Source organism: Actinomadura chokoriensis, from assembly GCF_041463665.1.
Lineage (GTDB): Bacteria > Actinomycetota > Actinomycetes > Streptosporangiales > Streptosporangiaceae > Spirillospora > Spirillospora chokoriensis_A.
Genome location: NZ_JAXCEJ010000038.1, coordinates 14,098 through 37,900, shown reverse-complemented (window position 1 = coordinate 37,900; position 23,803 = coordinate 14,098). Strand labels below are relative to the sequence as shown.

Annotated in this window: 23 protein-coding genes; 9 read left to right on the top strand and 14 right to left on the bottom strand. The window is 73.5% G+C overall.

Features of this window, described 5'->3' with window-relative positions; all coding sequences use genetic code 11:
- Nucleotides 1-287: 287 nt before the first annotated feature.
- Nucleotides 288-1,115, top strand: a complete 828-nt coding sequence (locus tag SM418_RS35955; protein ID WP_371946053.1) for a hypothetical protein — start codon at nt 288-290, stop codon at nt 1,113-1,115.
- A 54-nt stretch (nt 1,116-1,169) separates the two neighbouring features.
- Here the strand turns inward: SM418_RS35955 and dinB are convergent, their stop codons facing one another.
- Both dinB and SM418_RS35945 read right to left on the bottom strand, forming a co-directional pair.
- Complete coding sequence (gene dinB, locus SM418_RS35950) at nt 1,170-2,345, bottom strand: DNA polymerase IV (protein ID WP_371946054.1); 1,176 nt, start codon at nt 2,343-2,345, stop codon at nt 1,170-1,172.
- 63 nt (nt 2,346-2,408) lie between these two features.
- Nucleotides 2,409-2,567 carry a glycoside hydrolase family 48 protein gene (locus SM418_RS35945; protein WP_371946087.1) on the bottom strand — a complete coding sequence of 53 codons (159 nt, stop codon included), beginning with the start codon at nt 2,565-2,567 and terminating at the stop codon, nt 2,409-2,411.
- 91 nt (nt 2,568-2,658) lie between these two features.
- On the opposite strand from SM418_RS35945, the gene xylB reads away from it, so the two are divergent.
- Nucleotides 2,659-4,080, top strand: coding sequence for a xylulokinase (gene xylB, locus SM418_RS35940; protein WP_371946055.1), 1,422 nt, complete (start codon nt 2,659-2,661; stop codon nt 4,078-4,080).
- Nucleotides 4,077-5,234: a xylose isomerase gene (gene xylA, locus SM418_RS35935; RefSeq protein WP_371946056.1), complete on the top strand. Its 1,158-nt coding sequence runs from the start codon at nt 4,077-4,079 to the stop codon at nt 5,232-5,234. Before xylB ends, xylA begins: the two co-directional genes overlap by 4 nt.
- A 167-nt stretch (nt 5,235-5,401) precedes the next feature.
- On the opposite strand, the gene SM418_RS35930 is transcribed toward xylA, so the two are convergent.
- Genes SM418_RS35930 through SM418_RS35915 form a run of 4 tightly spaced genes read right to left on the bottom strand, consistent with a single transcriptional unit; the run spans nt 5,402 to nt 8,857 of the window.
- Nucleotides 5,402-6,604 carry an ABC transporter permease gene (locus tag SM418_RS35930; RefSeq protein ID WP_371946057.1) on the bottom strand — a complete coding sequence of 401 codons (1,203 nt, stop codon included), beginning with the start codon at nt 6,602-6,604 and terminating at the stop codon, nt 5,402-5,404.
- Nucleotides 6,601-7,290 carry an ABC transporter ATP-binding protein gene (locus SM418_RS35925; protein ID WP_371946058.1) on the bottom strand — a complete coding sequence of 230 codons (690 nt, stop codon included), beginning with the start codon at nt 7,288-7,290 and terminating at the stop codon, nt 6,601-6,603. The genes SM418_RS35930 and SM418_RS35925 overlap by 4 nt, the downstream gene beginning before the upstream one ends.
- Nucleotides 7,287-8,333 carry an efflux RND transporter periplasmic adaptor subunit gene (locus SM418_RS35920; RefSeq protein WP_371946059.1) on the bottom strand — a complete coding sequence of 349 codons (1,047 nt, stop codon included), beginning with the start codon at nt 8,331-8,333 and terminating at the stop codon, nt 7,287-7,289. Before SM418_RS35920 ends, SM418_RS35925 begins: the two co-directional genes overlap by 4 nt.
- Complete coding sequence (locus SM418_RS35915) at nt 8,333-8,857, bottom strand: hypothetical protein (RefSeq protein ID WP_371946060.1); 525 nt, start codon at nt 8,855-8,857, stop codon at nt 8,333-8,335. The genes SM418_RS35920 and SM418_RS35915 overlap by 1 nt, the downstream gene beginning before the upstream one ends.
- 166 nt (nt 8,858-9,023) lie before the next feature.
- On the opposite strand from SM418_RS35915, the gene SM418_RS35910 reads away from it, so the two are divergent.
- From SM418_RS35910 to SM418_RS35900, 3 genes are read left to right on the top strand one after another with little or no spacing between them, the layout of a single operon-like run.
- Nucleotides 9,024-9,680 carry a response regulator transcription factor gene (locus tag SM418_RS35910; protein ID WP_371946061.1) on the top strand — a complete coding sequence of 219 codons (657 nt, stop codon included), beginning with the start codon at nt 9,024-9,026 and terminating at the stop codon, nt 9,678-9,680.
- Complete coding sequence (locus tag SM418_RS35905) at nt 9,677-10,939, top strand: sensor histidine kinase (protein WP_371946062.1); 1,263 nt, start codon at nt 9,677-9,679, stop codon at nt 10,937-10,939. Before SM418_RS35910 ends, SM418_RS35905 begins: the two co-directional genes overlap by 4 nt.
- A gap of 10 nt (nt 10,940-10,949) precedes the next feature.
- Nucleotides 10,950-11,459 carry a mycothiol transferase gene (locus tag SM418_RS35900; protein ID WP_371946063.1) on the top strand — a complete coding sequence of 170 codons (510 nt, stop codon included), beginning with the start codon at nt 10,950-10,952 and terminating at the stop codon, nt 11,457-11,459.
- A gap of 13 nt (nt 11,460-11,472) precedes the next feature.
- On the opposite strand, the gene SM418_RS35895 is transcribed toward SM418_RS35900, so the two are convergent.
- The 6 genes from SM418_RS35895 to SM418_RS35870 form a co-directional block, all read right to left on the bottom strand.
- Nucleotides 11,473-13,191, bottom strand: coding sequence for a sensor histidine kinase (locus SM418_RS35895; protein ID WP_371946064.1), 1,719 nt, complete (start codon nt 13,189-13,191; stop codon nt 11,473-11,475).
- A gap of 37 nt (nt 13,192-13,228) precedes the next feature.
- On the bottom strand, nt 13,229-14,527 hold the full coding sequence (locus SM418_RS35890) for a glycosyltransferase family 4 protein (RefSeq protein WP_371946065.1): 1,299 nt from the start codon (nt 14,525-14,527) through the stop codon (nt 13,229-13,231).
- A gap of 180 nt (nt 14,528-14,707) precedes the next feature.
- On the bottom strand, nt 14,708-15,901 hold the full coding sequence (locus SM418_RS35885) for a L,D-transpeptidase (protein WP_371946066.1): 1,194 nt from the start codon (nt 15,899-15,901) through the stop codon (nt 14,708-14,710).
- A gap of 150 nt (nt 15,902-16,051) precedes the next feature.
- Nucleotides 16,052-17,221, bottom strand: a complete 1,170-nt coding sequence (locus tag SM418_RS35880) for a L,D-transpeptidase (RefSeq protein ID WP_371946067.1) — start codon at nt 17,219-17,221, stop codon at nt 16,052-16,054.
- A 108-nt stretch (nt 17,222-17,329) separates the two neighbouring features.
- Nucleotides 17,330-18,127: a VC0807 family protein gene (locus tag SM418_RS35875; RefSeq protein WP_371946068.1), complete on the bottom strand. Its 798-nt coding sequence runs from the start codon at nt 18,125-18,127 to the stop codon at nt 17,330-17,332.
- A 204-nt stretch (nt 18,128-18,331) separates the two neighbouring features.
- Nucleotides 18,332-19,258 carry a LysR family transcriptional regulator gene (locus tag SM418_RS35870; protein WP_371946069.1) on the bottom strand — a complete coding sequence of 309 codons (927 nt, stop codon included), beginning with the start codon at nt 19,256-19,258 and terminating at the stop codon, nt 18,332-18,334.
- 144 nt (nt 19,259-19,402) lie between these two features.
- Here SM418_RS35870 and SM418_RS35865 point away from each other — a divergent pair, with 144 nt between their 5' ends.
- Together SM418_RS35865 and SM418_RS35860 are read left to right on the top strand one after the other, a co-directional pair.
- Nucleotides 19,403-20,740, top strand: a complete 1,338-nt coding sequence (locus SM418_RS35865; RefSeq protein WP_371946070.1) for a pyridoxal phosphate-dependent aminotransferase — start codon at nt 19,403-19,405, stop codon at nt 20,738-20,740.
- A gap of 295 nt (nt 20,741-21,035) precedes the next feature.
- On the top strand, nt 21,036-21,608 hold the full coding sequence (locus SM418_RS35860) for a hypothetical protein (protein ID WP_371946071.1): 573 nt from the start codon (nt 21,036-21,038) through the stop codon (nt 21,606-21,608).
- On the opposite strand, the gene SM418_RS35855 is transcribed toward SM418_RS35860, so the two are convergent.
- Entirely contained in the window at nt 21,596-22,126 is a 531-nt protein-coding gene (locus SM418_RS35855; RefSeq protein WP_371946072.1) for a cation:proton antiporter domain-containing protein, read from the bottom strand. The two genes, SM418_RS35860 and SM418_RS35855, sit on opposite strands and share 13 nt — an antisense overlap.
- Before the next feature lie 90 nt (nt 22,127-22,216).
- Between SM418_RS35855 and SM418_RS35850 the strand changes: the two genes are divergently transcribed.
- On the top strand, nt 22,217-22,774 hold the full coding sequence (locus tag SM418_RS35850; protein ID WP_371946073.1) for a CGNR zinc finger domain-containing protein: 558 nt from the start codon (nt 22,217-22,219) through the stop codon (nt 22,772-22,774).
- Between the two features lie 81 nt (nt 22,775-22,855).
- On the opposite strand, the gene folP is transcribed toward SM418_RS35850, so the two are convergent.
- Nucleotides 22,856-23,695, bottom strand: a complete 840-nt coding sequence (gene folP, locus SM418_RS35845) for a dihydropteroate synthase (RefSeq protein WP_371946074.1) — start codon at nt 23,693-23,695, stop codon at nt 22,856-22,858.
- Between the last annotated feature and the right edge of the window lie 108 nt (nt 23,696-23,803).

The window sequence follows — 23,803 nt, the reverse complement described above, 5'->3', positions numbered from 1 at the left end:
GTTATCCGATCGATGCGTACACCGTTCCGGCGTTTCCGTCCCGATCTTGGCGGACCGGAGTCCCGCACCATCGGGATTATTCGGGACGCGCACCCCTTGACTCGGGCCGATCGCCGGTCATGACCGCTGATCAGCGGCCCTTTCACCGGCAGATGAAAGGAATTCACAATCACCGGGAAAACACGGTGGAAGGTCCGGGTTCGCCTGGGTTGCCGCTCAAGGCGTGCAATGCCAGGATCGTTTACTGCGAACAATGGGGGCCATGCGGAGAAAGGGGCGCGGGGGAAATGAATCAAGAGACGGCCGTGCGCGGCGGGACCGTGCGCGGCGGGCCGCCGCCGGGGACGCCGCGGCCGGTGCTCGTCGACGCGTCCGGGCCCCGGCGGCCGGACCCGCTCCCCGCCGCCGGCGCCCGGGCGCGGGTCCGGCCGCGGTACCGGGCGATCCTGGCGGTGGACATCGAGGGCTCCACGACGCGCACCGATCCCGTCAAGGCCGAACTCCGCCGGACGCTGTACCGGCTGCTCGAGGAGGCGTTCAACCGGGCCGGGATCGGGCGGGCGTACCGGGAGGAGTACGTCGACCGGGGCGACGGCGCGCTCGTGCTCGTGCACCCTTTCGACGAGGTCCCGAAAACGCTGCTGCTGCACCCGGTGGTGCCGATACTGTCCGCCCTCCTCGCCGAATACAATTCGGCGCAGGTGATCGCCTCCGGTGGCGACCGGCGAATTCGCGTGCGCGTGGTCGTGCATGCGGGAGAGGTGCAGAGCGACGGCCACGGCAATTTCGGCGAGGCCCTCGACGTCGCCTTCCGCCTGCTGGACTCGGCGGAGGCCAAGAGCGCGCTGCGGCGCACCCTCGCGCCGCTGGTGCTGGTCGTGTCCGAGGACATCTATTACTCCATCGTCCGGCACGGGTACGAGGGGATCCGCGCCGACTCCTACGTCCCGCTCGTCCGGCTGGAGGTCACCGGCCGCCGACACCAGGGCTGGGTGCTGGACGCCGGAGCCTCGCTCGCGCCCGCCCACCGCTGGACCGCGCGCACCGGCCTGCCCGGGTTGACGCGCCGGCTGCGCGCCCGCGCGGTCGGCGCCGGCTCGCGCCAGGCGGGGTGACGGTGCGCTCCGTGTGACGGTGCGCTCCGGTGCGCCCGCACCGGCCCGGACGGCTCAATCCGGCAGCATCGGAACCGGGACGCCCGCATCGCGGCCGAGCAGCACCGCGCGGGTGATCGCCGACGAGCCGAACCGGTCCCGGACGCCGTCGACCGCGTCGTCCACGGCCATGGCCTGGTCGAACGGCAGCGCGAGCTGGACGGCCCGGTCGTCGTGCAGGTTCCCCAGCGAGACCCCGAGCAGCGTCAGCCCCCGGTCCTCGATCACGGGCGCGGCGGCGGCGAGCAGGCTCCTCGCCGCGTCGAGAATCCGCGGGGTGTCGGCGGTCGCCTGGGCCAGCGTGCGCGAACGCGTGGCGCGGGCGTAGTCGCCGAACCGCAGCCGCAGCGTGACCGTCCGGCACACACGCCGGGCCTTGCGCAACCGCCCGCCGAGCCGGTCGACGAGCCCGACCAGCATGGCGTCCAGCTCCTGGAGTGAGCGCCGGCGGCGGCCGAGCGCCCGCTGCGCGCCCATCGACCTCCGGCGCACCCCCGTCCGCACCGGGCGCGGGTCGCGGTTGAGCGCCAGCGCGTGCAGGTGACGGCCCGCGCCCGGGCCGAGCATCGACACCAGGGTGGCCTCGGGCATTTCCGCCACGTCCCCGACCGTGGTGACGCCGAACTCCGCGAGTTTGGCGGCGGTGGCGGGGCCGACCCCCCACAGCCGCCGCACCGGCAGCGGACGCAGGAACTCCAGCTCCCCGTCCGGCGGCACCACCAGCAGGCCGTCGGGCTTGGCGACGCCGCTGGCGACCTTGGCGAGGAACTTCGTGCGCGCCACCCCCACCGTGATCGGCAGCCCGACCTCCTCGGCGATCTCCCGCCGCAGCCGCACGGCGACGTCCGCGGGCTCCCGGCGCAGCCCGTCCACGTCGAGGAACGCCTCGTCGATCGAGAGCCCCTCCACGAGCGGAGTGGTCGCCCGGAAGACGGCGAACACCGCCTTGCTGGCCGCGCTGTAGGCGCTCATGCGGGGCGGGACGACGACCGCGCGCGGGCACAGCCGCCGCGCCTGCCCGCCGCTCATCGCCGTCCGCACCCCGAAGGCCTTGGCCTCGTAGCTGGCCGCCAGCACGACGCCCCCGCCCACGATCACCGGCCGTCCGCGCAGCGCGGGATCATCCCGCTGCTCGACCGACGCGTAGAACGCGTCCAGGTCCGCATGCAAGATCGAGGCAACACCAGACACGAACATATGTTCGCATACGGGTCGAGGAGTGCGGGGCCCGCGGTACCGCGGGCCCCGCACTGGTCACTCGTCGAAGAGTCGGCCGTAGCCGGCCATGGCCAGGGCCACGTCGGCCTGTGCCCAGAACCGGTGGTAGGTGAACACCGGGGCGGTCGGGCTCGAGCCGTTGGCGTAGGCGATGACGCGCTGATAGTCGGGGTCGCCCTTGTAGAAGGAACGGATGACGGGGCTCCCGCCTGTCGGAGCTGATCACGTGCCGGCAGCGGCTACGTTGATTGGTCCAAGCTCTTCACGAAATGCGAAAGGGTGCGGGATGGCCGGGAGCCTGGTCGCGGGGGTCGACTCCTCGACGCAGTCGACGAAGGTCGTGCTGTGCCGCGCCGAGGACGGCGCCGTGGTCGCGCAGGCGTCGGCGCCGCACCCCGGCGGCACCGAATGCCACCCCGGCCACTGGTGGAACGCGCTCCGCGAGGTCCGGGAGGTGCTGGAGCGGGCCGACGCGGTCGCCGTCGCCGCCCAGCAGCACGGCATGGTGGCGCTCGACGGCGCGGGCGAGGCCGTCCGGCCCGCGCTGCTGTGGAACGACACGCGCTCGGCCCCGCAGGCCCGCGCGCTCGTCGCGGAACTCGGCGGCGCGGAGTCGTGGGCCGGGCGGACCGGCAGCGTGCCCGTCGCCTCGTTCACCGTCACCAAGCTGCGCTGGATGGCCGAGAACGAACCCGGCAACGCGCGGCGCACCGAACGGGTGATGCTGCCGCACGACTGGCTGACGCTGCGGCTCGGCGCGCCGGAGCCGGTCACCGACCGGGGCGACGCGTCCGGCACCGGATACTGGTCCCCCGCCTCCGGCGCCTACCTGCCCGACCTGCTGCGCGCCGCGCTCGGCCACGACGCCGAGCCGCCGCGCGTCGCCGGCCCCGGCGAGCGCGTGGGCGAGACCGCCTGGGGCGCGGCGCTCGGCCCGGGGACCGGCGACAACATGGGCGCCGCGCTCGGTCTCGGGCTGCGGCCCGGCGACGTCGTGGTGTCCATCGGCACGTCCGGGACGGCGTTCGCGGTCTCCGGCGAGCCCGCGGCCGACCCCTCCGGTCTCGTGGCCGGGTTCGCCGACGCGACCGGCCGGTTCCTGCCGCTCGTCTGCACGCTGAACGCCGCGCGGATCCTGTCCGCCGCCGCCGCGATGACCGGGGCCACCCTGGCGGAGCTGTCCGCGCTCGCTCTCGCCGCCGAGCCGGGCGCGGGCGGCGTGACGCTGCTGCCCTACCTGGACGGCGAGCGCACCCCCGACCGTCCGGGCGCGACCGGCGTCCTCGCGGGCCTGACCACCGCGAACGCGACCCGGGAGAACGTGGCGCGGGCCGCGGTGGAGGCGCTGCTGTGCTCGCTCGCCGACGCCGTCGACCATCTGGCCGCGCAGGGCGTCCGGCCGCGCCGCACCCTGCTGATCGGCGGCGGCGCCCGCTCCGCGGCCGTCCGGACGCTGGCCCCGGCGATCTTCGGGACGCCGGTGACCGTGCCCGAGCCCGCCGAGTACGTCGCGCTGGGTGCGGCCCGCCAGGCGGCATGGGCGCTCGCCGGAACGCCCGGGCCGCCCGCGTGGCCCGCGCCGCCCGCCACCGAGCACGCCACCGAGCACGCCGCCGAGCACGCGAGCGACCGCGCCGGGCCGGACGTCCGCGCGCGCTATGCCGCGCTGCGCGACTCCGCCCCGCAGATCCGAGGAGGATTCCCATGAGCGCCTACACGCCCACGCCCGAGGACCGGTTCTCGTTCGGCGTCTGGACGGTCGGCTGGCAGGGCGTCGACGTGTTCGGCCCCGGCACCCGCCCGCCGATGCCCGCCGACCGCGCCGTCCGCAAGCTCGCCGAGATCGGCGCCCACGGCGTGAACTTCCACGACAACGACGTGTTCGACTTCGACGCCTCGCCCGCCGAGCGGCGGGAGAGGGTCGGCGCGTTCCGCGAGGCCCTGGACGAGACGGGCCTCGTCGTCACGACCGCCACCACGAACCTGTTCGGCCACCCGATCTTCAAGGACGGCGCGTTCACCGCCAACGACCGCGACGTGCGCCGGTTCGCCCTGCGCAAGGTCATGGACAACCTCGACCTCGCCGCCGAACTCGGCGCGAAGACCTACGTGTGCTGGGGCGGGCGGGAGGGCGCCGAGTCGGGCGCCGCCAAGGACGTCCGGGCCGCGCTGGACCGCTACAAGGAGGCGTTCGACGTCCTCGGCGCCTACGTCGCCGACCAGGGCTACGACCTGCGCTTCGCGATCGAGCCGAAGCCGAACGAGCCGCGCGGCGACATCCTGCTCCCCACCATCGGCCACGCCCTCGCCTTCATCCAGACCCTGGAGCACCCCGACAACGTGGGCCTGAACCCCGAGGTCGGGCACGAGGAGATGGCCGGGCTCAACTACGCGCACGGCCTCGCCCAGGCCCTGTGGCAGGGCAAGCTGTTCCACATCGACCTGAACGGGCAGCACGGCCCCCGCTACGACCAGGACCTCCGCTTCGGCGCCGGCAACGCGCGCGGCGCGTTCTGGGTCGTCGACCTCATCGAGAACAGCGACTACGACGGCCCGATCCACTTCGACTTCAAGCCGCCGCGCACCGAGGACGACGAAGGCGTGTGGGAGTCGGCGGCCGCGTGCATGCGCAACTGGCTGATCCTGCGGGAGAAGGTCCGCGCGTTCCGCGCCGACCCCGACGTCCAGGACGCCCTGCGCCAGGCGAAGGTCGCGGAACTCGCCCAGCCCACCCTCGCCGACGGAGAGGACTGGCGCTCGGTCCGCGACGCCACCGCCGACGCCGAGACCCTCGGCGCCCGCCGCACCGCCTTCGAACTCCTCGACCAACTGGCCCTGGAACACCTTTACGGGACTCGGTGACGTCCAGGGGCGCTGCTCCATGGCTCGGGGTGAGGGACGGCCGTCCTGCGCGCCGTGCCGGACGACGTGCCCGCGGCCCTGCGCGAATCGAGCGGAGGTGCTCGCGCAAGGGGGGCAGCGCCGCCCGGCACGCCTGCCGCGGCATCCTCTGCCTGGCTTCTTACCGGCTACGGTGCGGCGAGAGCCTCGGTGGGGGCGAGGCGGGCCGCCCGGACGGCCGGGTAGAGACCCGCGAGTCCGCCGATGAGGAGGGTGGCGAGGATTCCGCCGGCCATCGCCCAGACCGGGACGACGGTCGGCCAGCCCTGCGTCACCGCGAACACGGCGGTGACGACGATGCCGATGGCCACGCCGCCGACGCCGCCGAGCGCGGCCAGCAGCTGCGACTCGGTGAGGAACTGGAGCCTGATCTGGCCCCGGGTCGCGCCGAGGGAGCGGCGCAGCCCGATCTCGGCGCGGCGCTCCAGGACCGAGATCACCATCGTGTTGGCGACCCCGACGCCGCCGACCAGCAGCGCCACGCCGCCGAGGCCGAGCAGCAGCCCGGTGAACGCCTGGTCGGTGGCGTCCTGCGCGGCCAGCGCGTCGGACGGGCGGCTGACCTCGACCTCGTTCGGCGCCTGCGGGCTCGCGGTGGCGGCGAGCAGGTCCCGCACCTCCGGCACCGCGTCCTTGTGGGCGCGGGTGTAGACGGTGGTGGGGTGGCCGTCGAAACCGAGCCGGGTCGCGGCGGCGTCCCAGCCGACGAGCGCGGCGGAGTCCAGCTCGGGGGCGAGCTGGTTCGGCTCCAGGACGCCGACGACCGTGAACCACTGCGAGCCGAGCCACACCTGGACGTTCGGCGTCGACACGCCGAGCGCCTCGGCCGTGTCCGCGCCGAGGACCACGGCCGGGTACCCGGCCGTGCCCGCGTTGAGCCAGGTGCCGGCGCTCGTCGTGAGGCCGACGGTCCTCGGCAGGGCGAGGTCCGCCGCGAGGACGCTGATCCCGCCGCTCTCCCCCTCCGGGATGTGGTCGTTGCGGTAGACGTGGGTGTCGTCCAGTTTCGCCGTCGCGGCCGCCGACTCGACGTCCGGCATGCGGCGCACCATGCCGACCGCCTCAGCCGGAAGCTTGGCGTCGTCGCCGAGCATGTCCCGGCCGGGCCCGGCGGTGAGCAGGTTCGTGCCGAGCCGATCGAGGCTGGCCTGGAGCTGGGCGCGGCTGGAGGTCGAGATGCCGACCACGCCGATCATCGCGGCTATGCCGATCGCGATGCCCAGCGCGGACAGGAACACCCGCATCGGCCGGGACCGCAGCCCGGCGGCGCCGACGCGCAGCGCGTCCCGCGGGCCGAGCCGGGCCGGCGCGTCACCGGTCGTCCGGGTCATGTCGCGGCCTCCACCCGTGCCTCGTCGTGGACGATCCGGCCGTCGCGCATCCGCACCTGGCGTGGCATCAGCGCGGCGATGTCCCGATCGTGCGTGATCAGCACGACGGTCGTGCCGGTGCCGGAGAGTTCGCGCAGCAGTTCCAGGACGCCCGCGCCCGACGCGGAGTCCAGCGCGCCGGTGGGCTCGTCCGCCAGCAGCAGCGCCGGCTCCCCGACGACCGCGCGGGCGATCGCGACCCGCTGCTTCTCCCCGCCGGACAGCTGGTGCGGCCGGTGCCCGAGCCGGTGCCCGAGGCCGACGCGTTCCAGCGCGTGCCGGGCCCTGCGGCGCCGCTGCGCGAGCGGCACGCCCCCGTAGAGCAGCCCGTCCGCGACGTTGTCCAGCGCGCTCACCCCGGCGGCGAGGTGGAACTGCTGGAAGACGAACCCGATCCGCCGGGCGCGCAGCGCCGACAGCCTCCGGTCGGTCAGCCGCGACACGTCCGTGCCCTCGACGAGCACGGTGCCCTCGCTCGGCCCGTCGAGCGTGCCGAGCAGGTGCAGCATCGTCGACTTCCCGGACCCCGACGGCCCGACGATCGCGATCAGCTCCCGCTCCCGGACCGCCAGCGACACCCCGTCCAGCGCCGTGACCCCGCCCGGGTAGGTCTTGGTGACCTCCCGCAACTCCACCACGGGCGTCATGAGGGCACCCCGACCTTCATGCCCTCGGCCAGGCCGGACCCGGAGATCTCGACCTGCCCCTCGGTGAACACGCCGGTCTCCACCGGAACGGTGCGGACCCGGCCGTCGTCGACGACCTGGACGGCGTAGCCGCCGTCACCCTGGGCGAGCAACGCGCCGACCGGGACGGCGAGGACGTCGGGGTGCCGGTTCGCCGTGAGGCGCACCTCGACGGGCGCCTGGTCGTAGGAGCCGAGCGACTTCTGGGAGCCGAGCGCGATCTCGACCTCGACGGTGGCGGGCTGGTCGTCGTCCCTGCCCTCCGCGGCGACCTTCCCGACCGAGCTGATCTTCCCCTTGACGGTGTCGCCGGACGGCAGCTCGATCTCCACCGCTCCCCCCTTCCTGGCGAGCCGCTGGTACTGCACGTCCAGGTCGACGGTCACGACCCGGGTCGTGCCGGTGTAGGTGAGGACGGGGCCGCCGAGCCGGTCGCCGAGGCTCGCCTTGCGCGCGGCCACCCGGACCCGTCCGGACGCGATGACGGCCTCCCCCGGCCTGATCGTGCCGGTCTCCTCGACGCCGAGGGCGTCCTGCCAGCGCTTGACGGCCGCGGCGGTCGCGGCGTTGTAGGTCTTGTCGACGGTGAACCCGGTGTAGCCGAGGGCCCTCAGGTTCCGTTCGAACTGCAGGACGTCCGTGCCCTCCGTCCCGCCGGACAGCGTCCGGTAGATCGGCAGCTTGCCGTACAGCAGCGGCACCGGCCTGTTGTCGACCCGGTACATCGGCCGTCCCCTGGAGACCACCGTCCCGGCGCCGGGCAGCCAGGTGACGACGCCGCGGCCGGCGGCGGACACGGTGCGGTCGCCGCCGTAGCCGAGCGTCCCGTCAACGTCCTGGGTCTCGACGAGGGTGGTCCGCTCGATCGGCGCCACCGCGGGCGGCAGCGAGCTGTGCGCGGCGGCCTTGTCGTCGCCGCCGCCCAGCCCGACCGTCGCGAGACCGGCGCCGCAGACGACGACCACGCCGGCCGCGCCCAGCGCGACGGCCCGGGCCCCCGGCATCACTTACCGCCCGTCGAGCCGGGCGGCTTGGGCTCGTACTTGGCGCACGCCCTCTGCGCGGCCTTGAACTTCGGGCTCTCCGGATCCAGCCCGCTGCCCTTCTTCGCCCTCAGCAGCATCCGGCCGTCGGGCTCGGGGTCCGGGAACTCGGTGATGCCCTGGTCGCGCATGCACTTGGAGAGCGCGCGCATCTTGGCGATCTGCTCGGGGTCGGGCTTCTCCGGCTTCCCGCCGTTCGGCATCAGGTGCGCGCACTTCTTCTGCGCGGCGTCCACCTTGTTCCCCATGCCGGGGCCGCCCTCACCCGGCTTGCCCGACACCCGGATGTTGATCTTGCCGTCCGTCGGGTCCTCCATGTCCACGCCGTTGTCGCGCATGCACTGGGCGAACTCGCGCATCTTCTTCTGGTCGCTGGCCTTGGTGGCGCCGCCCGCCTTCGGATCCTTCTCCCCGTCCCCGCAGCCCTGCACCCCGAGGGTGAGGGCCGGCACGAGCGCCAGCATCGCGAGCGTCTTCCGTCGCATCGGTGGTTCTCCTGTCGTCCCCGCCGGACGGTCCGCCGGCGGCGACCGAAAGTCCACCCCCGGGCGGGTAACCCCGGCGTAACCAGATCGCGTTATGCCGGCGTTACGCTCGCTCCCCCAAGCTGGACCGACCGGAACGGCAGTGCGGGACATGGGGACGGCAGACGTGCGGGTACTGATCGCCGAGGACGAGCGGATGCTCGCCGATTCGATCGCCGAGGGGCTCAGGGCCGAGGCTCTCGCCGTGGACGTGGTCTACGACGGGGACGCCGCGCTGGAGCGGCTCGGCGTGAACGACTACGACGTGCTCGTCCTCGACCGGGACCTGCCCGTGGTGCACGGCGACGACGTGTGCCGCGCGGTCGTGGAGTCCGGCGCCCTGGTCCGGGTGCTGATGCTCACCGCCGCCGTCACCGTCCCGGCCCGCGTGGACGGGCTGCGGCTCGGCGCCGACGACTACCTGACCAAGCCGTTCGCGTTCGAGGAGCTGGTGGCGCGGGTCCAGGCACTCGGCCGGCGGGCCCGCCCGGCCGCGCCGCCGGCGCTGGAGCGGGCCGGGATCCGGCTCGACCCTTCCCGCCGGGAGGTGTACCGGGACGGCCGGTACGTGCACCTGGCGCGCAAGGAGTTCGGGCTGCTCGCCGAGCTGCTGCGCGCGGAGGGGACGATCGTGTCCGCCGAACGCCTGCTGGAGAAGGTGTGGGACGAGCACACCGACCCGTTCACCAACACCGTCCGGGTGACGCTGATGAAGCTGCGCCGAAAGCTCGGCGATCCGCCGGTCATCGAGACCGTCCAGGGAGTGGGGTACCGGATCTCATGACGCACTTCACCGAGCGGCTGCGGCCGACGATCCGCATGCGTCTCACACTGCTGTACACCGGCCTGTTCCTCTGCGCCGGGATCGTCCTGCTGAGCCTGACGTACCTGCTGGTGCAGAACAACCTCCAGCGATCGGACGCCCCCACCGAACTGAACCGGGCGTTCAAGACGGAGTCGTTTCAGCTGGACGCGGGTCCGGTGGGGGGCCCGCAGCGACCCTCCCCGCAGGCCGACCCCGCGCAGGCCACCGTGCAGCGGGTGCTGATCAAGGGCCGGCAGGAGTACCAGCAGGAGACGCTGAGCGCGCTGCTGACGCAGGGCGGCATCGCGCTCGGGCTGGTGGGCGCGGCCGGGCTCGGGTTCGGCTGGCTGCTCGCCGACCGGGCGCTGCGTCCCGTCCACCAGATCACCGAGACGGCCCGGCGGGTCGCCCGCAGCCACGACCTCACCGAGCGGATCGCCTACGAGGGGCCGCGCGACGACGTCAAGGAGCTGGCCGACACCTTCGACACCATGCTCGGCCGGCTCGCGCGGGCGTTCGACGGGCAGCAGCGGTTCGTCGCGAACGCCTCGCACGAGCTGCGCACCCCGCTCGCCATCAACCGGACGCTCGTCGACGTCGCGGTGCGCCGCCCCGACGCCACCGACGACGTCAAGCGGCTCGGCGAGTCGCTGCTGGTGGTGAACGGCCGGCACGAGCGGCTCATCGACGGGCTCCTCACGCTCGCGGGCACCGAGAACGTCGTGGTGGACGCGGCGCCGCTCGACCTCGCGGACGTGGCCGGCCACGTCCTGGAGCTGTCCGCGCCCGAGGCCCGGGCCCACGGCGTGAGCACCGACCGGCGGCTCGGCCCGGCGCCCACGTCCGGCGATCCCGTGCTCGTCGAGCGGCTGGTGCAGAACCTCGTCGAGAACGCGATCCGGCACAACCACGACGGCGGCGAACTGTCGGTCACCACGCGCGGCCGGGACGGCTGGGCCGAGATCGCCGTGGCCAACACCGGGCCGGTCGTTCCCGGCTACGAGGTCGAGACGATCTTCGAGCCGTTCCGGCGGCTCGGCAACGACCGGGTGCGGTCGGACCACGGCTCCGGGCTCGGCCTGTCGATCGTCCGGGCGACCGCGACCGCCCACGGCGGAACGGTCACCGCGACCCCGCGCCCCGGCGGCGGCCTCACGGTGACGGTCCGCCTGCCCTCCCGCGTGCCCGGCGGCGACCACCCCGAGCCCGGGCTGAGGGATCTCGCCAAAACGGGGTAGCTTCCGTCCAATGACCAGTGCGCAACTCATCACCGACGGCTTCGACAGGATTCAGGAGGTCGTCCACGCGGCGGCCGGCGGGCTGTCCTCCCGGCAGCTCGCCCACCGTCCCGCCGAGGGGGCCAACTCGATCGCGTGGCTCGTCTGGCACCTCACCCGCGTTCAGGACGACCACGTCGCCGACGCCTTCGGCACCGACCAGGTGTGGACCGCGGACGGCTGGGCCGACCGGTTCGGCCTGCCGCTGGACCCGTCCGACACCGGGTACGGGCACGGCGACGACGAGGTGGCGGCGGTCCAGGTGCGCTCGGCGGACCTGCTGACGGGATACCACGACTCCGTGCACGACCGGACCGTGGAGCACGTGTCCGCGCTGACCGACGACGACCTCGCCCGGATCGTGGACCGCGCATGGGACCCGCCGGTCACGCTCGCCGTGCGGCTGGTCAGCGTCCTGTCCGACGACCTCCAGCACGCCGGCCAGGCCGCCTACGTCCGCGGCCTGATCGAACGCGGCTGAGACGCCGGGGCGGCTACGCGTCCTTGAGCGGGACGCGCCAGACGAGGACGGTGCCGCCGCCGTGCCGGGCGCGGGTGCTGAAGGAACCGCCGTGGTCCTCGGCGCGCTCGCGCATGTTGCGCAGGCCGCTGCGGCGGCCGCCCTCGGGGATGCCGACGCCGTCGTCCTCGACCCGCAGCGTGAGGTCGTCGCCGACGTCGATGACCACGGCGGCCTCGCTCGCGTGGGCGTGCCGGGCCACGTTCGACAGCGCCTCCTGGACGACCGCGAGGAGCTGCTCGCCGACCTCGTCGCCGACCGCGGTGTCCAGCAGCCCGGCGAGCCGCACGGACGGCGCGAACCCGAGCCGCTCGGCGGCGGCGTCGACCAGGACGTGCACGCGGCTGCGCAGCGACTCCTCGTCCGGCGGCGCCTGCAGCGCGAAGATGGTCGAGCGGATCTGCCGGATGGTGTCGTCGAGGTCGTCCACCGCGCGCTGCACTCGCGTGGCGACCTCCCGCTTCTGGGTGATCTTGATGGCGGCCATCAGCGTCATCGCCGTCGCGAACAGCCGCTGGATGACGGTGTCGTGCAGGTCCTTGGCGATGCGGTCGCGGTCCTCCAGCAGTGCCAGCCGCTCGGTGTCGCGGCGCCGGTCGGCCAGCTCCAGCGCGACCGCCGCCTGCCCGGCGAACGTCTCCAGCAGCCGCTGCGTCCCCTCGGAGAACACCGCCCCGCCCGGCGGGTTGATGACCGTGATCGCGCCGCGCGCGGACGCGCCGGTGCCGAGCGGCACCACCAGCAGCGGCCCGACCGGCAGCCCCATCGGCGCACCGGCCTCCCGCACCGCCGCCATGCCGTCGGCGAGCCGCAGCGCCGCCCCCTCGGCGAACACCTTCCCCGCGACCGAGCGCTCCAGCGGGAACCGCTTCCCCCGCAGATGGTGGGCGCCCTCGCCGTCGGCGGCCTCCAGCACCGCCTCCCGGGCCGTCCCGTCCGCGAGCGTCACGCTGCTCACGCGGGCGTCGGCGATCTCCCTGGCGCGGCGCGCGACGAGGTCGAGGACCTCACCGGTGCCGGTGCCCGACAGCAGCGCGGTGGAGATCTCCGCCGACGCCTCCAGCCACCGCTCCCGGCGCCGCGTCTCCTCGTACAGCCGGGCGTTCTCGATCGCCACGCCCGCCGCGGTGGCCAGCGCGGTCACCACGACCTCGTCCTCCTCCTCGAACTCCCCGCCGCCCGCCTTCTCGGTCAGGTAGAGGTTGCCGAACACCTCGTCCCGCACCCGGATCGGCACGCCCAGGAACGTCCCCATCGGCGGATGGTTCACCGGAAACCCGAACGAGTCCGGATGCTGCGTGAGATCCGGCAGCCGCAGCGGGCGCGGCTCGCGGATCAGCAGCCCCAGGATCCCGTGACCGTGCGGCCAGTGCCCGATCGCCTCGATCTCCTCGTCGCTCACCCCGACGGTGACGAACCGGACGAGCCGCTCCCTCTCCTCGCCGATGACTCCGAGCGCTCCGTAGCGGGCGTCGACCAGGGTCGTCGCGGCCTCGGTGATGCGCCGCAGCACCGTCTCCAGCTCCAGTTCGCCGCCGATCGAGACCACGGCCTCCAGCAGCGCGTGCACGCGGTCCCGGGTGGCGCGGGCCGTGTCCAGGCGCGTCTGCAGCTCGGCCAGCAGATCGTCCAGCTTCAGCTCCGGCAGGACGAGCCGCGCCCGTTCCGCGCCGGAGCGAGACTCCTCACTCACACCGTCAAGTATTCCCGTGAAGTCACCGATGTCAGAATCAGGGTCGCCGCAGCGGCCCGGACCGCGTCCGCGGGGCGGCCGACGCGACGAGGCGGGACCAGCGAGGGCCGATGCGGTCCAGATCGTACCGGCGCACGGACCGCAGCGCCCGGTCGCCGAGGCGGTCGCGCAGGCCCGGGTCGTCGATCAGCTTGCGGAGCGCGGCGGTGAGCGCCTCGACGTCGCCGGCCGGGACGAGCAGCCCGTCCTCCCCCGAGGTGATCAGCTCGGCGGGGCCGTGCGGGCAGTCGAACGCCACGACCGGCAGGCCCATGCCCATGGCCTCGATGACGACCATCGGCATGCCCTCGCGGCGCGAGGACAGGGCGTAGACCGACGCGCGCCGCATCTCGGCCGGCAGGTCCGGGGTCTTGCCGCGCAGCTCGGCCCTGCCGTCGAGGCCGAGCTCGCCGATCATCGCGCGGAGCCGGTCGCGCCGCGCTCCCCCGCCGAAGATGCGCAGGGTCCAGTCGGGATGCTCGGCGGCGAGCGGCACGAAGGCGCGCAGGAGCAGGTCGAAGCCCTTGGTGCGGACGAGCCGCCCGGCGGCGAGCACGACCTTGTGCTCGCGCCGGGACGGCGGACCGGGCAGCGGCGGCGCCGCGTTCGGGATCCGGACGATGCGGACGCCGGAGCCGGCGAGCGCCCGCTCGTAGCCCGCGCGGGACGCCTCGGTGAGCGTGGCGAGGACGGTGAGCCGCCGGTACGCGCGGACGACCTGCCGCAGGAGGGCGGGCTGGTAGGAGTCGAGGGACATGTGGTCCTGCCCGATCGTGGCGACGCCGCGGGGGGCGAGCTCGGCGGCCAGCAGGCAGAGGGACGGCCGGGTCGCGATGAGGACGTCCGGCGGCGCACCGTACAGGGCGCGCAGAAGGCGGACGTCCGTCCAGAGGCTCATGTGGCGGAACGACGCCTCGTCGGCCGGGGTCAGCAGGCTCGGCAGCCGGGCCAGGAGGCGGGCGGTCCGGCTCCTGCGGGCGAAGTGGTCGTCGGCGTAGGTCACCTTGATGCCCGGGGGCACCTGGAAGAACGGCTTCTTGCTCCGCCTTACCGCGCTGACCACCTCGACGTCGTGGTCGCGGGCCAGGTGCCCGGACAGGTTGAGCACCGTGCGGATCGTCCCGCCGGTCCCGTGCGCGTTCTGCAGGAGGATCCGGACGCGGAGCCGCTCACCCGGCGGGTGCAGCCGCCGACACCGCAGGGGGCGCAGCGTCCAGATGGCCGCGCGGCGCAGGGCTCGATGCGCCCCGCGCCGGACGCGGCGGCTCAGTCGCAGCGGTCGCGCTGGCTCGTTCACCGGGTCCCCCATCGCAGACGGCCGTTTCCTGCCTGCTTTTCCCGTTCGGGGACCCGGTCAACGCCAACCGGTGGTCAACGTCACCCCGCGGTCATGCCGTCCTGCGGGAAACCTCGTCCTGCCGGAAACCTCGACCTGCCGGAACGCCGTCCCGCGGAGAACGGCGCCCGGCGGTCGGCGTCACCCGGTGGAGACGGTGCGGTCGAGGGCGCTGCCCTTGACCCACCGGTTCCACGACATCTCGTAGTAGCTCCAGCCGTTGTTCCACTCGAGCGCCCGCTTGCTGCCGGTGATGATGACCGGGTCGCCGCGGTAGGAGAAGTTGTAGAACCAGCGGGCGTCCTTGGGCGGGGAGTTGACGCAGCCGTGGCTGACGTTCTGCCGTCCCTGCGCCCACACGGTGGCGGCCATCGAGTGGACGTACTCGCCGCTGTTGGAGATCCGCACCGCGAACGGGATGACCTCCTTGTAGCCGCCGTTCTTCTTGTCCTTCGGGTCGACGCCCATCCACTCCGACGTCATGATCGCCGGATTCTCCTTGCCCATCGTCAGGTGGGTGCCGCTGGTGGTGAGGAAGGTGTCGACGCCGTTGACCACGCGGCCGCCGCGGCCGGCGCTGATGGGCCAGGTCCGGACCGTCTTGCCGTTCCGCTTGACGACGGCCTTCTTCTTCTTGGTGCTGATGTGCGTGATGTGCGAGTCGCCGATGCGGAAGGTGCGCGTGAAGTCGGCCATGCCGTAGGTCCGCTTGCCGGACTTGACGCCGGCCAGCTTGGCCTTGAGGGCCACCTTCTGGTTGGGCTGCCAGTACTGGCCGTTCTTCGTGCGGAAGACGACGGTCGTGTCGCTCATCCAGTACCACGCGCCGGTGGCGGGCTTGGCGGACTTGACCTCCAGGGCCTTCTCCACGGCCTTCTTGTCGCCGACCGCGCGGTTGAAGACGACCTGGATCGGCATGCCGACGCCGACCTTCTCGTTGCTGCTCGGCGAGACGTCGACGATCTGCAGCTGGTTCGCCGCCTTCAGCGTGGCGAACGTCGCGTTGACCGTGGTCGACTTGCCCTGGGGGCTCTTGGCGACCGCGGTGACCTGGTACTTGGCCCCGGGGCGCAACGTGCGCGACTTCCAGGTGGTCTTGTCGTCGGCCATGGCGCCGGCCACCGGCTTGCCCTTGAGGGTGACGGTGACCTGTTCGAGCGTGCCGCCCGCGGCCGTGACGACCACGCCGTCCTCCGGCTTGGCCTTGGTGTTGCCGTTCCCCGGGTTGATCGTCACCTGCGGGGCGTTCGCGTCCCCCTTCTCCCCGACGGTCACGCCGGCGTCCTTCTCGCCCCCGCTGCAGGCGGTCGTGAGGAGGAGCAGGACTCCCGCCATCCCCGCGCCTGCCCGGACTCCTGCGGAAACCCTCCGCTGCACCACGACCTCCCGAAACCCCGCCGGCTATTTGAGAGACATTAGCGACGAAATTCGCCGATCATGCCATGATCCTGGGTTTCGGCGGGCGTCCGAGATCAAAGCGTTGCATCAGCGGAGGGCGCTGCCCTGGCTCCACTTGTCGAACGGCATCTGCCAGAAGCTCCAGCCGTTGTCCCACTCGACCTCGCGGTCGGTGCCGGTCAGCTTGATGACGTCGCCGCGCTGCATGGTGTCGTAGTACCACTTCGCGTTGGCCGGGCTGACGTTCAGGCAGCCGTGGCTGACGTTCGCCGACCCCTGCGACCCGACCGACCAGGGCGCCGAGTGGACGTACTCGCCGCTGTTGGAGAAGCGGACCGCGTAGTCGACGACCGTCTTGTAGTAGCCGGGGTCTCCCTCCTCCCGGCCGGGGGACGTCATCGTGACGGGGTTGCCCTTCTCCATCAGCAGGTGGACGCCGCTGGTGGTGGTGAACTCGCGGGACTCGCCGTTGCCGGCGCTGAACGGGATCGTCCGCAGCTTCTCGCCGTCCCGCGTCACGGTCATGTGGTGGCCGCCGATGTCGCCGGTGGTGATCTGCGCGGCGCCGATGCTGAGCGTCGCCTGCGCGTCCTTGGCCCCGTACACGCCGCCGCCCGCGTTCACTCCGGCCAGCGACGCCTGGAAGCGGACCGTCTGGTGCGGCTGCCAGTACGTCTTCGTCCGGTAGACGACCTGGTCGGGCGCGAGCCACCGCCACGCGCCCTCGACCGGCTTCTCCGGGGTCACCCGCAGCGTCCGCTCCACGGCGGCCTTGTCGGTGACCGGACGGTCGAACCGCACGAAGATCGGCATGCCGACGCCGACCTTCTCCCCCTTCAGGTTCGGGGTGACGTCCACGATGTTCAGCGTCGCGGCCGGCTTCAGCGTGGTGAACGAACTGGTCACCGTGCGGGTCCTGCCGTCGTCGCGGGTGAGCGCGGTGACGGTGTAGGACGTTCCGGGCGTCAGGGTGCGGGTGGAGCGCCACGTCTTGCGGCCGTCGCCGAACTCCCCCGTGACGGCGGCGCCCTCCCCCTGGACGGTGACGTCCTGCAGCCTGCCGTCCGAGGCCTTCACCTCGATGGCGCCGTCCGGCTTCACCTGGGCGGTCCCGTTGGCCGGTGTGATCGTCACCGCGGTGTCGGATCCGCCCGAGGCGAGCTTCCCCTCGCCGCCGATCGAGCAGCCGGTCGCGAGCATCGCCACCGCGCCCGCGCCCCCGGTCAGCACGAGCCCCACACGACCCTTGATCGCCACAAATCCCCCAAACCCGTCAAATTCACCCCGTGTCCGGTGAATCTACCTACACATGGAGACGCCCCGAACCGTGGGAAAGTTCGGGGCGTTCGACGGGGACGCCGCTGTTCAGACGGCGCTTCCGGACGAGGCGGGTTCGCGGTTGATGTGCCGCAGCAGGCGCTTGAAGCCCCAGACCGAGACGGCGACGCCGATCGCGCCCAGCCCGGCGACGATGCCGGTGCGGATCCACAGGTACATGCTGATCGACTCGTTGAACAGCATCCAGAGGCTGACGCCGACGTTCGCCAGCAGGACCGCCGACCACAGCAGCGAGATCCGCAGGAAGAACCGGTGGACCCTGTCGTGCTTGTAGAAGGCGTCGGGAATCGGCGCCATGTCCTTGGCGAGCTTCATGGCGAGGGGCCTGCCGAGCGGCACCGAGGCGAGGAAGGCCATGCTCACGCAGAGGGTGCCGAGGGTCGGCTGGAGGAAGTAGACGACCGCGCTGTGCGTGGCCGCCGCCAGGCCCGCGCGGACGGTCACGCCGACCGCGGCCAGCAGCAGCATCCCCGGCACCGGGTGGCCGCGCGCGTACCGGTAGGCGATGCCGCCGTAGACCCACGCGACGGCGGCGATCAGGGCGCCGTTCAGGCCGAGCAGCATGAGCGCGGCGTAGAACACCGCCACCGGGGCGATCACGCCCTCCACGAAGCGAGGGAGCGCGTGCATGAGCAGCGCGGTCACCCGCGGCAGCTCGAACGCGTGGTGCCCGCCGTCGTGCTCGTTGGCGGCCCTGGTCAGGCCGCCCTGCGCCTCGGGAGCGGACGCTTCCGCCTTCAAGGGCGGGTCCGCGGGCGCGGTCGCCGTTGGTTCCATCGAGTACTGCGCTCCCCGATCGGTGTGCATGGACTCGGATGTGCTCACGATTCGCCCCAACGTACGTGATGATCCGCGGCCAGCCGTCCGTTTTCGAACGATCCGGGCCGAACGGCTTGTTCCCTCCTTAGTTCGGCCTGCGCGCCGGCCGGGTGCGGGTCGCGGCCGGATCCGGCCATTGTCGAACCGACATCCCGGGCTTATTTCCGACTTTAGGCATCCCTCACCTCAGTACTCGTCCACGGTTTTCCGTCACCCCTCCGGCGGGGTCGGCTGGACCTCCCTCGCGGCGGCGTAGATGGCGCGCAGGGTCACCGCCACCGACGGTCTGCACACGCTCGCGGTGCGGGTGACGGCGTACACCTCGCGCGCCAGCGTGCACTCGGGGATGCGCCGCACCGCCACGCCCCGGTCGCCCGCGGCGAGCGCCAGCGCGGGCACCGCGGTGATCCCGATCCCCCGCGCCACCAGGCTCAGGATCGTGTGCAGCCCCTCGAACTCCCACGGCACCGGGCGGGCGCCTCCCACGGTGTCCAGCAGCCGCTCCACGGCCTGCCGGGACGGCTCGCCGGGCGGCGCGGCCATCCACGGCTCCTCCCGCAGCCGCTCCAGGTCGACCCGCCGGTCCGGATCCGACATCGGATGCGCCTCCGGCACCACCAGGACGAGGGGGTCCCGGCGCAGGTGGAAGAACTCCAGCGCGGCGGGCGCCTGGTCGGGGACCTTGCCCGTCCAGTCGTCGATGAGCGCGATGTCGACCTCGCCGCTCTGCACCTGGCGGACCCCGGCGCCGGGCGCGGTCTGCCGCAGCACGAACGTCAGCCCGGGATGCTCGCCTAGGCTGCGCGCCAGCGCGGGCGCGAAGGCGACGGCGGCGGTCGGGAACGCGGTCACCACGATCCGCCCCGAGGGCGCGTCGGCCTGCGCCGACAGCTCCGCCTCCGCCGTCTCGACCAGGCCGAGGATCTCCTCGGCGCGCTCGGCGAGGCGGCGCCCGGCGTCGGTCAGCTCCGCGCTGCGCGCGGTCCGGTCCAGCAGCGGGACGCGGGCCTCCCGTTCCAGCGCGGCCAGCTGCTGGGAGACCGCGGAGGGGGTGTAGCCGAGGGCGGCGGCGGTCGCGGCGATGCTGCCGCGGCGGGCGAATTCGGCGAGCAGCCGCAGGCGACGCAGTTCTAGCATCAGCACAGCTTACGGTCAGCATCGATGAGACTCGCTTGTAATGATGCTTGTTGCGGGCAAGAGTTAGGCGAGCCCGGCCGGGTCGCACACACGGGGATTCCACGGTCACCCACCGTCTATTTCGTCATGCCCTTTGGAGCGTTGATGCCTGCCCAGAACCAGTCCGCACCCGTCCGGCCGCTGTCCTTCACCCCGCGCCCGGTTCCGCTTTCGGCGACGCTCGCGGTCAACGAGGCGATCGCCCGCAAGCGCAGGGAGGGCGAGCGCGTGCTCCCCCTCGGTTTCGGAGAGGCCGGGATCCCCATACATCCCGCGCTGACCCGGGAGCTCGAGTCGGCCGCGGACCGGGGCGCCTACGGTCCGGTCGCCGGGTCGGCCGCCCTGCGCGCCGCCGCTGCCGGCTACTGGGCCCGGCGCGGGCTGCCCACCGACCCGGACGCCGTCGTCGCCGGCCCCGGCAGCAAGCCGCTGCTGTTCGCCCTGCTGACCTCGCTCGGCGGCGACGTCGTCGTGGCGGCGCCGAGCTGGGTGAGTTACGCCGCGCAGGCGTCGCTGGCCGGGGCGGAGCCGATCCGCGTCGCCACGCCGCCGGGCGAGGGCGGCGTGCCGAGCCCGGCGCTGCTGGCCGACGCCGTGGTGCGGGCCCGCGCGCGGGGCCGCGACGTCCGGGCGGTCGTGCTGACGCTGCCCGACAACCCGACGGGAACGATCGCCTCCGAGGAGACCGTCCGGCGGCTCTGCGCGGTCGCGCGCGAGCACGACCTGGTGATCCTCTCCGACGAGATCTACCGCGACCTGGTGCACGCGCGGGGGCGGCAGGTGCCGAGCCCGGCCCTGTACGCGCCGGAGCGGACCGTGGTGACGACGGCGCTGAGCAAGAGCCTCGCGGCCGGCGGCTGGCGGATCGGGGTCGCGCGGCTGCCGGACGGGCCGTTCGGCCGCGCGCTGCGCGACAGCCTGCTCGGGGTGGCGAGCGAGATCTGGTCGAGCGCCCCCGCCCCGATGCAGCACGCCGCCGCCTACGCGTTCGCCGAGCCGCCCGAGCTGGCCGAGCACGTCGAGCGCAGCCGGCGGCTGCACGCCGCGGTCACCGGCGCGGTCGCCGACCGGTTCGCCGCCGCCAGCGCGCTGGTCCGCCGTCCCGAAGCGGCCTTCTACGTCTACCCCGACTTCGGGCCGCTGCGGGACGTGCTGCGCGAGAACCACGGCGTCCGCACGGCCGGCGACCTCACGCACCTGCTGCTGGAGCGGTACGGCGTCGGGGTCCTGCCCGGCAGCTCGTTCGGGGACGCGCCCGCGGCGCTGCGCATGCGGGTGGCGCCGAGCCTGCTCTACGGGGAGGACGACGCGCAGCGCGGCGCGGCCCTGGCGTCGTCCGCGCCCACCGCGCTGCCGTGGATCGCGAGCGCCCTGGACCGGCTGAGCGAGGTGCTCGGCGACCTTTCGGTGAGCGTCACCGCCGGAGAGCCCGCGCTCGCCTGACGGGGTCCGCTCGAGACCGCGGGCCGTCCGGTCGCCGGACGGCCCGCGGTCCGCTGCGTGAGGGGCCGGGCGCGCATCGTCACCCCAGGCGGGACCGGCCGGGAATGGCCGCCCACAGCTCCCCGCCCAGCCCGACCGGCGCTGATAAGCGTGGTGTAAAGTCCAACGACGCACGGGGCGAACGTCACTTATCGACCAGCGGCAGGGCACTGGACGCCCGGTCCGCCCTGCCCGTGGTAAATCCAGGACGAGCGCGAAGTCACGCGAGTGGTGAAAGAAGGCGAGGGGGCCCGTCATGAGGCATGCACGGGACGGGGCTGCCGCGGCGATGAGCGCCGCCTCCAGGATTCTGGTCGCGCGGGGCAAGAACGAGCCGCAGGAGCTGGAGAACCCCGACGTCGCGTGGGGCCAGCGGGCGCGTGACGGGGTGTGGGTGCCGACCAGGGACGGGCAGCGGATCCACCTCGGCATCGACGCCACCGCCGCCGACACGGTCGCGCAGGTGCTGCGCCCCAGCCTGCGGGTCTTCGTCGGCGTGGACGTCGACACCGACATCGTGGCGCAGACCACGGCCGGCGGGGTTCGGCTGCTCACGGTGATCCACGGCCCCGACGCCCCCTCGGAGTTCCGGTTCGCCGTCTCCCTCGCCGACGGCCTCGCCCTGGAGTCGATGCCGTCCGGCGGCTACGACGTCGTCCATCTGCGCTACGGCGCCACGGTGGGCCGGCTCTACAACCCGTGGGCGAGCGACTCGATGTTCCGCCAGGTGAAGGCCGACTACACGCTGGAGGGGACGTCCGTCACGATGCGCATCCAGCATACCGACGCCTACTACCCGGTCGTCGCCGACCCGCACTACGAGCGCTGACGCGGCACGGCGGCCGGGGCGGCCGGGCTAGCCCCGCGCCCTCCGGATGGCCGACGGGTCCTCGAAGTCGAGTTCGCGGCTGATCTCGCGAAGCGTCTCGGCCCCGATCCGGCCGTCGCGGTAGAGCGTCCGCAGCCTGGCGCCTGCCCGACGAGCGTGACCAGCACGACGAGCGCGGCGAGGAGGACCAGCAGCCCGCGCTCGGCGCCCGCCGCGGCGGGCAGCGACAGCGCGATGGCCAGCGAGATCGCGCCGCGCCTGCCGCCGAGGCCGATGACGAGCCGCTGCCGCCGGCCGAGGCCCTCCTGGCTGCGCGGGCCGCCGGGCACCAGCCGGGCGAGCGGCCTGATCCCGAGCTGCCACAGCACCCGCACGCCGATGACGACGGCGGACACCTTCACCGCGAACGCCTCCGGGTACGCGTCCGGGCGGCGCGTTTCGTGGAACGTTCCGGCCGCGCCGGGCCGCCGGGCGCGCCGGCGCGTACCGCCGGGGCGGGCCCCGGCCTGCCCTGTCACCGTCATATGGTGGGGGCCACGGGCCGCGTTCCGGCCCCGGCGACGGCGCCGGGAGAACGACCGCCCCGGTCCCCCGAGACTGGAGTCATCGTGATCTTCACTCATGACACCGAGCACGCGCTCGCCGTCGTCGTCGACCTGATCAACACCGGCGCGGCGACGTCCGGCGCCGAGGAGCTCGGCGGGCTGGCCGGGCTGCGCGCGTTCGTGGACCGCAACGACTTCAGCGACGTGGGCGAGCTGACCGACGCCGACCTGCTCCGGGTGATGGACCTGCGCGAGCGGTTCCACGCGGTGTTCCGCGCCGGTGAGGTCCCCTCCGCCGTCCGGCGGATCAACGAGATCGTCGGCGAGGTCCGCGCGACCCCGCACCTGACCGACCACGACGGCTACGACTGGCACGTGCACTTCTTCGCGCCCGGCGCCCCGCTCGGCGAGCACCTGGCGGCCGACTGCGGCATGGCGCTGGCGTACGTCGTGGCGGCGGGCGAACTGGACCGGCTGCGCACCTGCGAGGCGCCGGACTGCTCGCGCGTCCTGGTCGACCTGTCGCGCAACCGCTGCCGCCGCTACTGCGACAGCCGGACGTGCGGCAACCGCATGCACGTCGCCGCCTACCGCGCCCGCCAGCGCGAAGCCGCGCACTGAGGACCGCCGGGGCGCCGGCGAAGCGGAGGCCGAGCGGAGGCCGACGTCCGGAGGTCGTCCCCTCAGCAGGGGACGCGGACGCTAGGCCCCGAGGGCGGTGACCGCGGCCAGGGCGCGGCGGGCGGCGGGGACGTCGTGGACGCGGAAAACGCGGGCGCCGAGCAGGGCGGACACGCCGAGCACGGCCATGGTGCCGACGCCGCGTCTGTCGACGGGGCGGCCGAGCGTCTCCCCGATGAAGTCCTTGTTGGACACCGCGACCAGTACCGGCCATCCGGTGGCGGTCATCTCGCCGAGCCGCCGGGTGATCTCCAGTGACTGGCGGGTGTTCTTGCCGAAGTCGTGGGCGGGGTCGATGAGGATCGCGTCGCGCCGCACCCCGAGCGCGACGGCGCGTTCCGCCTCGGCGGTCACGTGCCCGATGACGTCCGCGACCACGTCGTCGTAGCCGATCCGGTGCGGCCGGGTGCGGGGGCCGAGGGGGCCCGCGTGCGCGCAGACCAGCCCGATGCCGTGCGCGGCGGCGACCTCGGCCAGCCGCGGGTCGGGCCCGCCCCAGGTGTCGTTGAGCAGGTCGGCGCCGACGCGGGCGACGGCCTCGCCGACCTCCGCGCGCCAGGTGTCGACGCTGATCACGACGCGGGGGTGCCGCTCGCGGACGGCGGCGACGAGGTCCACCACCCGGCGCAGTTCCTCGTCGACCTCGACGTCCTCGCCGGGGCCGGCCTTCACGCCGCCGATGTCGACGATGTCGGCCCCGTCGGCGACGGCGCGGCCGACGGCGTCCAGGGCCTCGTCGAAGCCGTAGGTGGCGCCCCTGTCGAAGAACGAGTCGGGCGTGCGGTTCACCACGGCCATGATCGCGTGGCGGCCGATCTCCCGCCCGTTCAGCCGCAGCGGCGGCGCGTCCGGAGAGCTCATGATGGGTCCCACGGTGGCACAGGGACGTCCCGCCGGGCGAACCAGAAGTGAATTCGGTTCAAACGGTGCCCTCCCTCGTCATCATCCCGTCGTGGTCGGTAATCTCAT

What these genes read in the sequence shown, in the direction of transcription:
- SM418_RS35955 (WP_371946053.1), top strand. Translation starts at nt 288, where the DNA reads ATGAATCAAGAGACGGCCGTGCGCGGCGGGACCGTGCGCGGCGGGCCG.
- xylB (WP_371946055.1), top strand. Translation starts at nt 2,659, where the DNA reads ATGGCCGGGAGCCTGGTCGCGGGGGTCGACTCCTCGACGCAGTCGACG.
- xylA (WP_371946056.1), top strand. Translation starts at nt 4,077, where the DNA reads ATGAGCGCCTACACGCCCACGCCCGAGGACCGGTTCTCGTTCGGCGTC.
- SM418_RS35930 (WP_371946057.1), bottom strand. Translation starts at nt 6,604, where the DNA reads ATGACCCGGACGACCGGTGACGCGCCGGCCCGGCTCGGCCCGCGGGAC.
- SM418_RS35925 (WP_371946058.1), bottom strand. Translation starts at nt 7,290, where the DNA reads ATGACGCCCGTGGTGGAGTTGCGGGAGGTCACCAAGACCTACCCGGGC.
- SM418_RS35920 (WP_371946059.1), bottom strand. Translation starts at nt 8,333, where the DNA reads ATGCCGGGGGCCCGGGCCGTCGCGCTGGGCGCGGCCGGCGTGGTCGTC.
- SM418_RS35915 (WP_371946060.1), bottom strand. Translation starts at nt 8,857, where the DNA reads ATGCGACGGAAGACGCTCGCGATGCTGGCGCTCGTGCCGGCCCTCACC.
- SM418_RS35905 (WP_371946062.1), top strand. Translation starts at nt 9,677, where the DNA reads ATGACGCACTTCACCGAGCGGCTGCGGCCGACGATCCGCATGCGTCTC.
- SM418_RS35900 (WP_371946063.1), top strand. Translation starts at nt 10,950, where the DNA reads ATGACCAGTGCGCAACTCATCACCGACGGCTTCGACAGGATTCAGGAG.
- SM418_RS35885 (WP_371946066.1), bottom strand. Translation starts at nt 15,901, where the DNA reads ATGGCGGGAGTCCTGCTCCTCCTCACGACCGCCTGCAGCGGGGGCGAG.
- SM418_RS35870 (WP_371946069.1), bottom strand. Translation starts at nt 19,258, where the DNA reads ATGCTAGAACTGCGTCGCCTGCGGCTGCTCGCCGAATTCGCCCGCCGC.
- SM418_RS35865 (WP_371946070.1), top strand. Translation starts at nt 19,403, where the DNA reads ATGCCTGCCCAGAACCAGTCCGCACCCGTCCGGCCGCTGTCCTTCACC.
- SM418_RS35860 (WP_371946071.1), top strand. Translation starts at nt 21,036, where the DNA reads ATGAGGCATGCACGGGACGGGGCTGCCGCGGCGATGAGCGCCGCCTCC.
- folP (WP_371946074.1), bottom strand. Translation starts at nt 23,695, where the DNA reads ATGAGCTCTCCGGACGCGCCGCCGCTGCGGCTGAACGGGCGGGAGATC.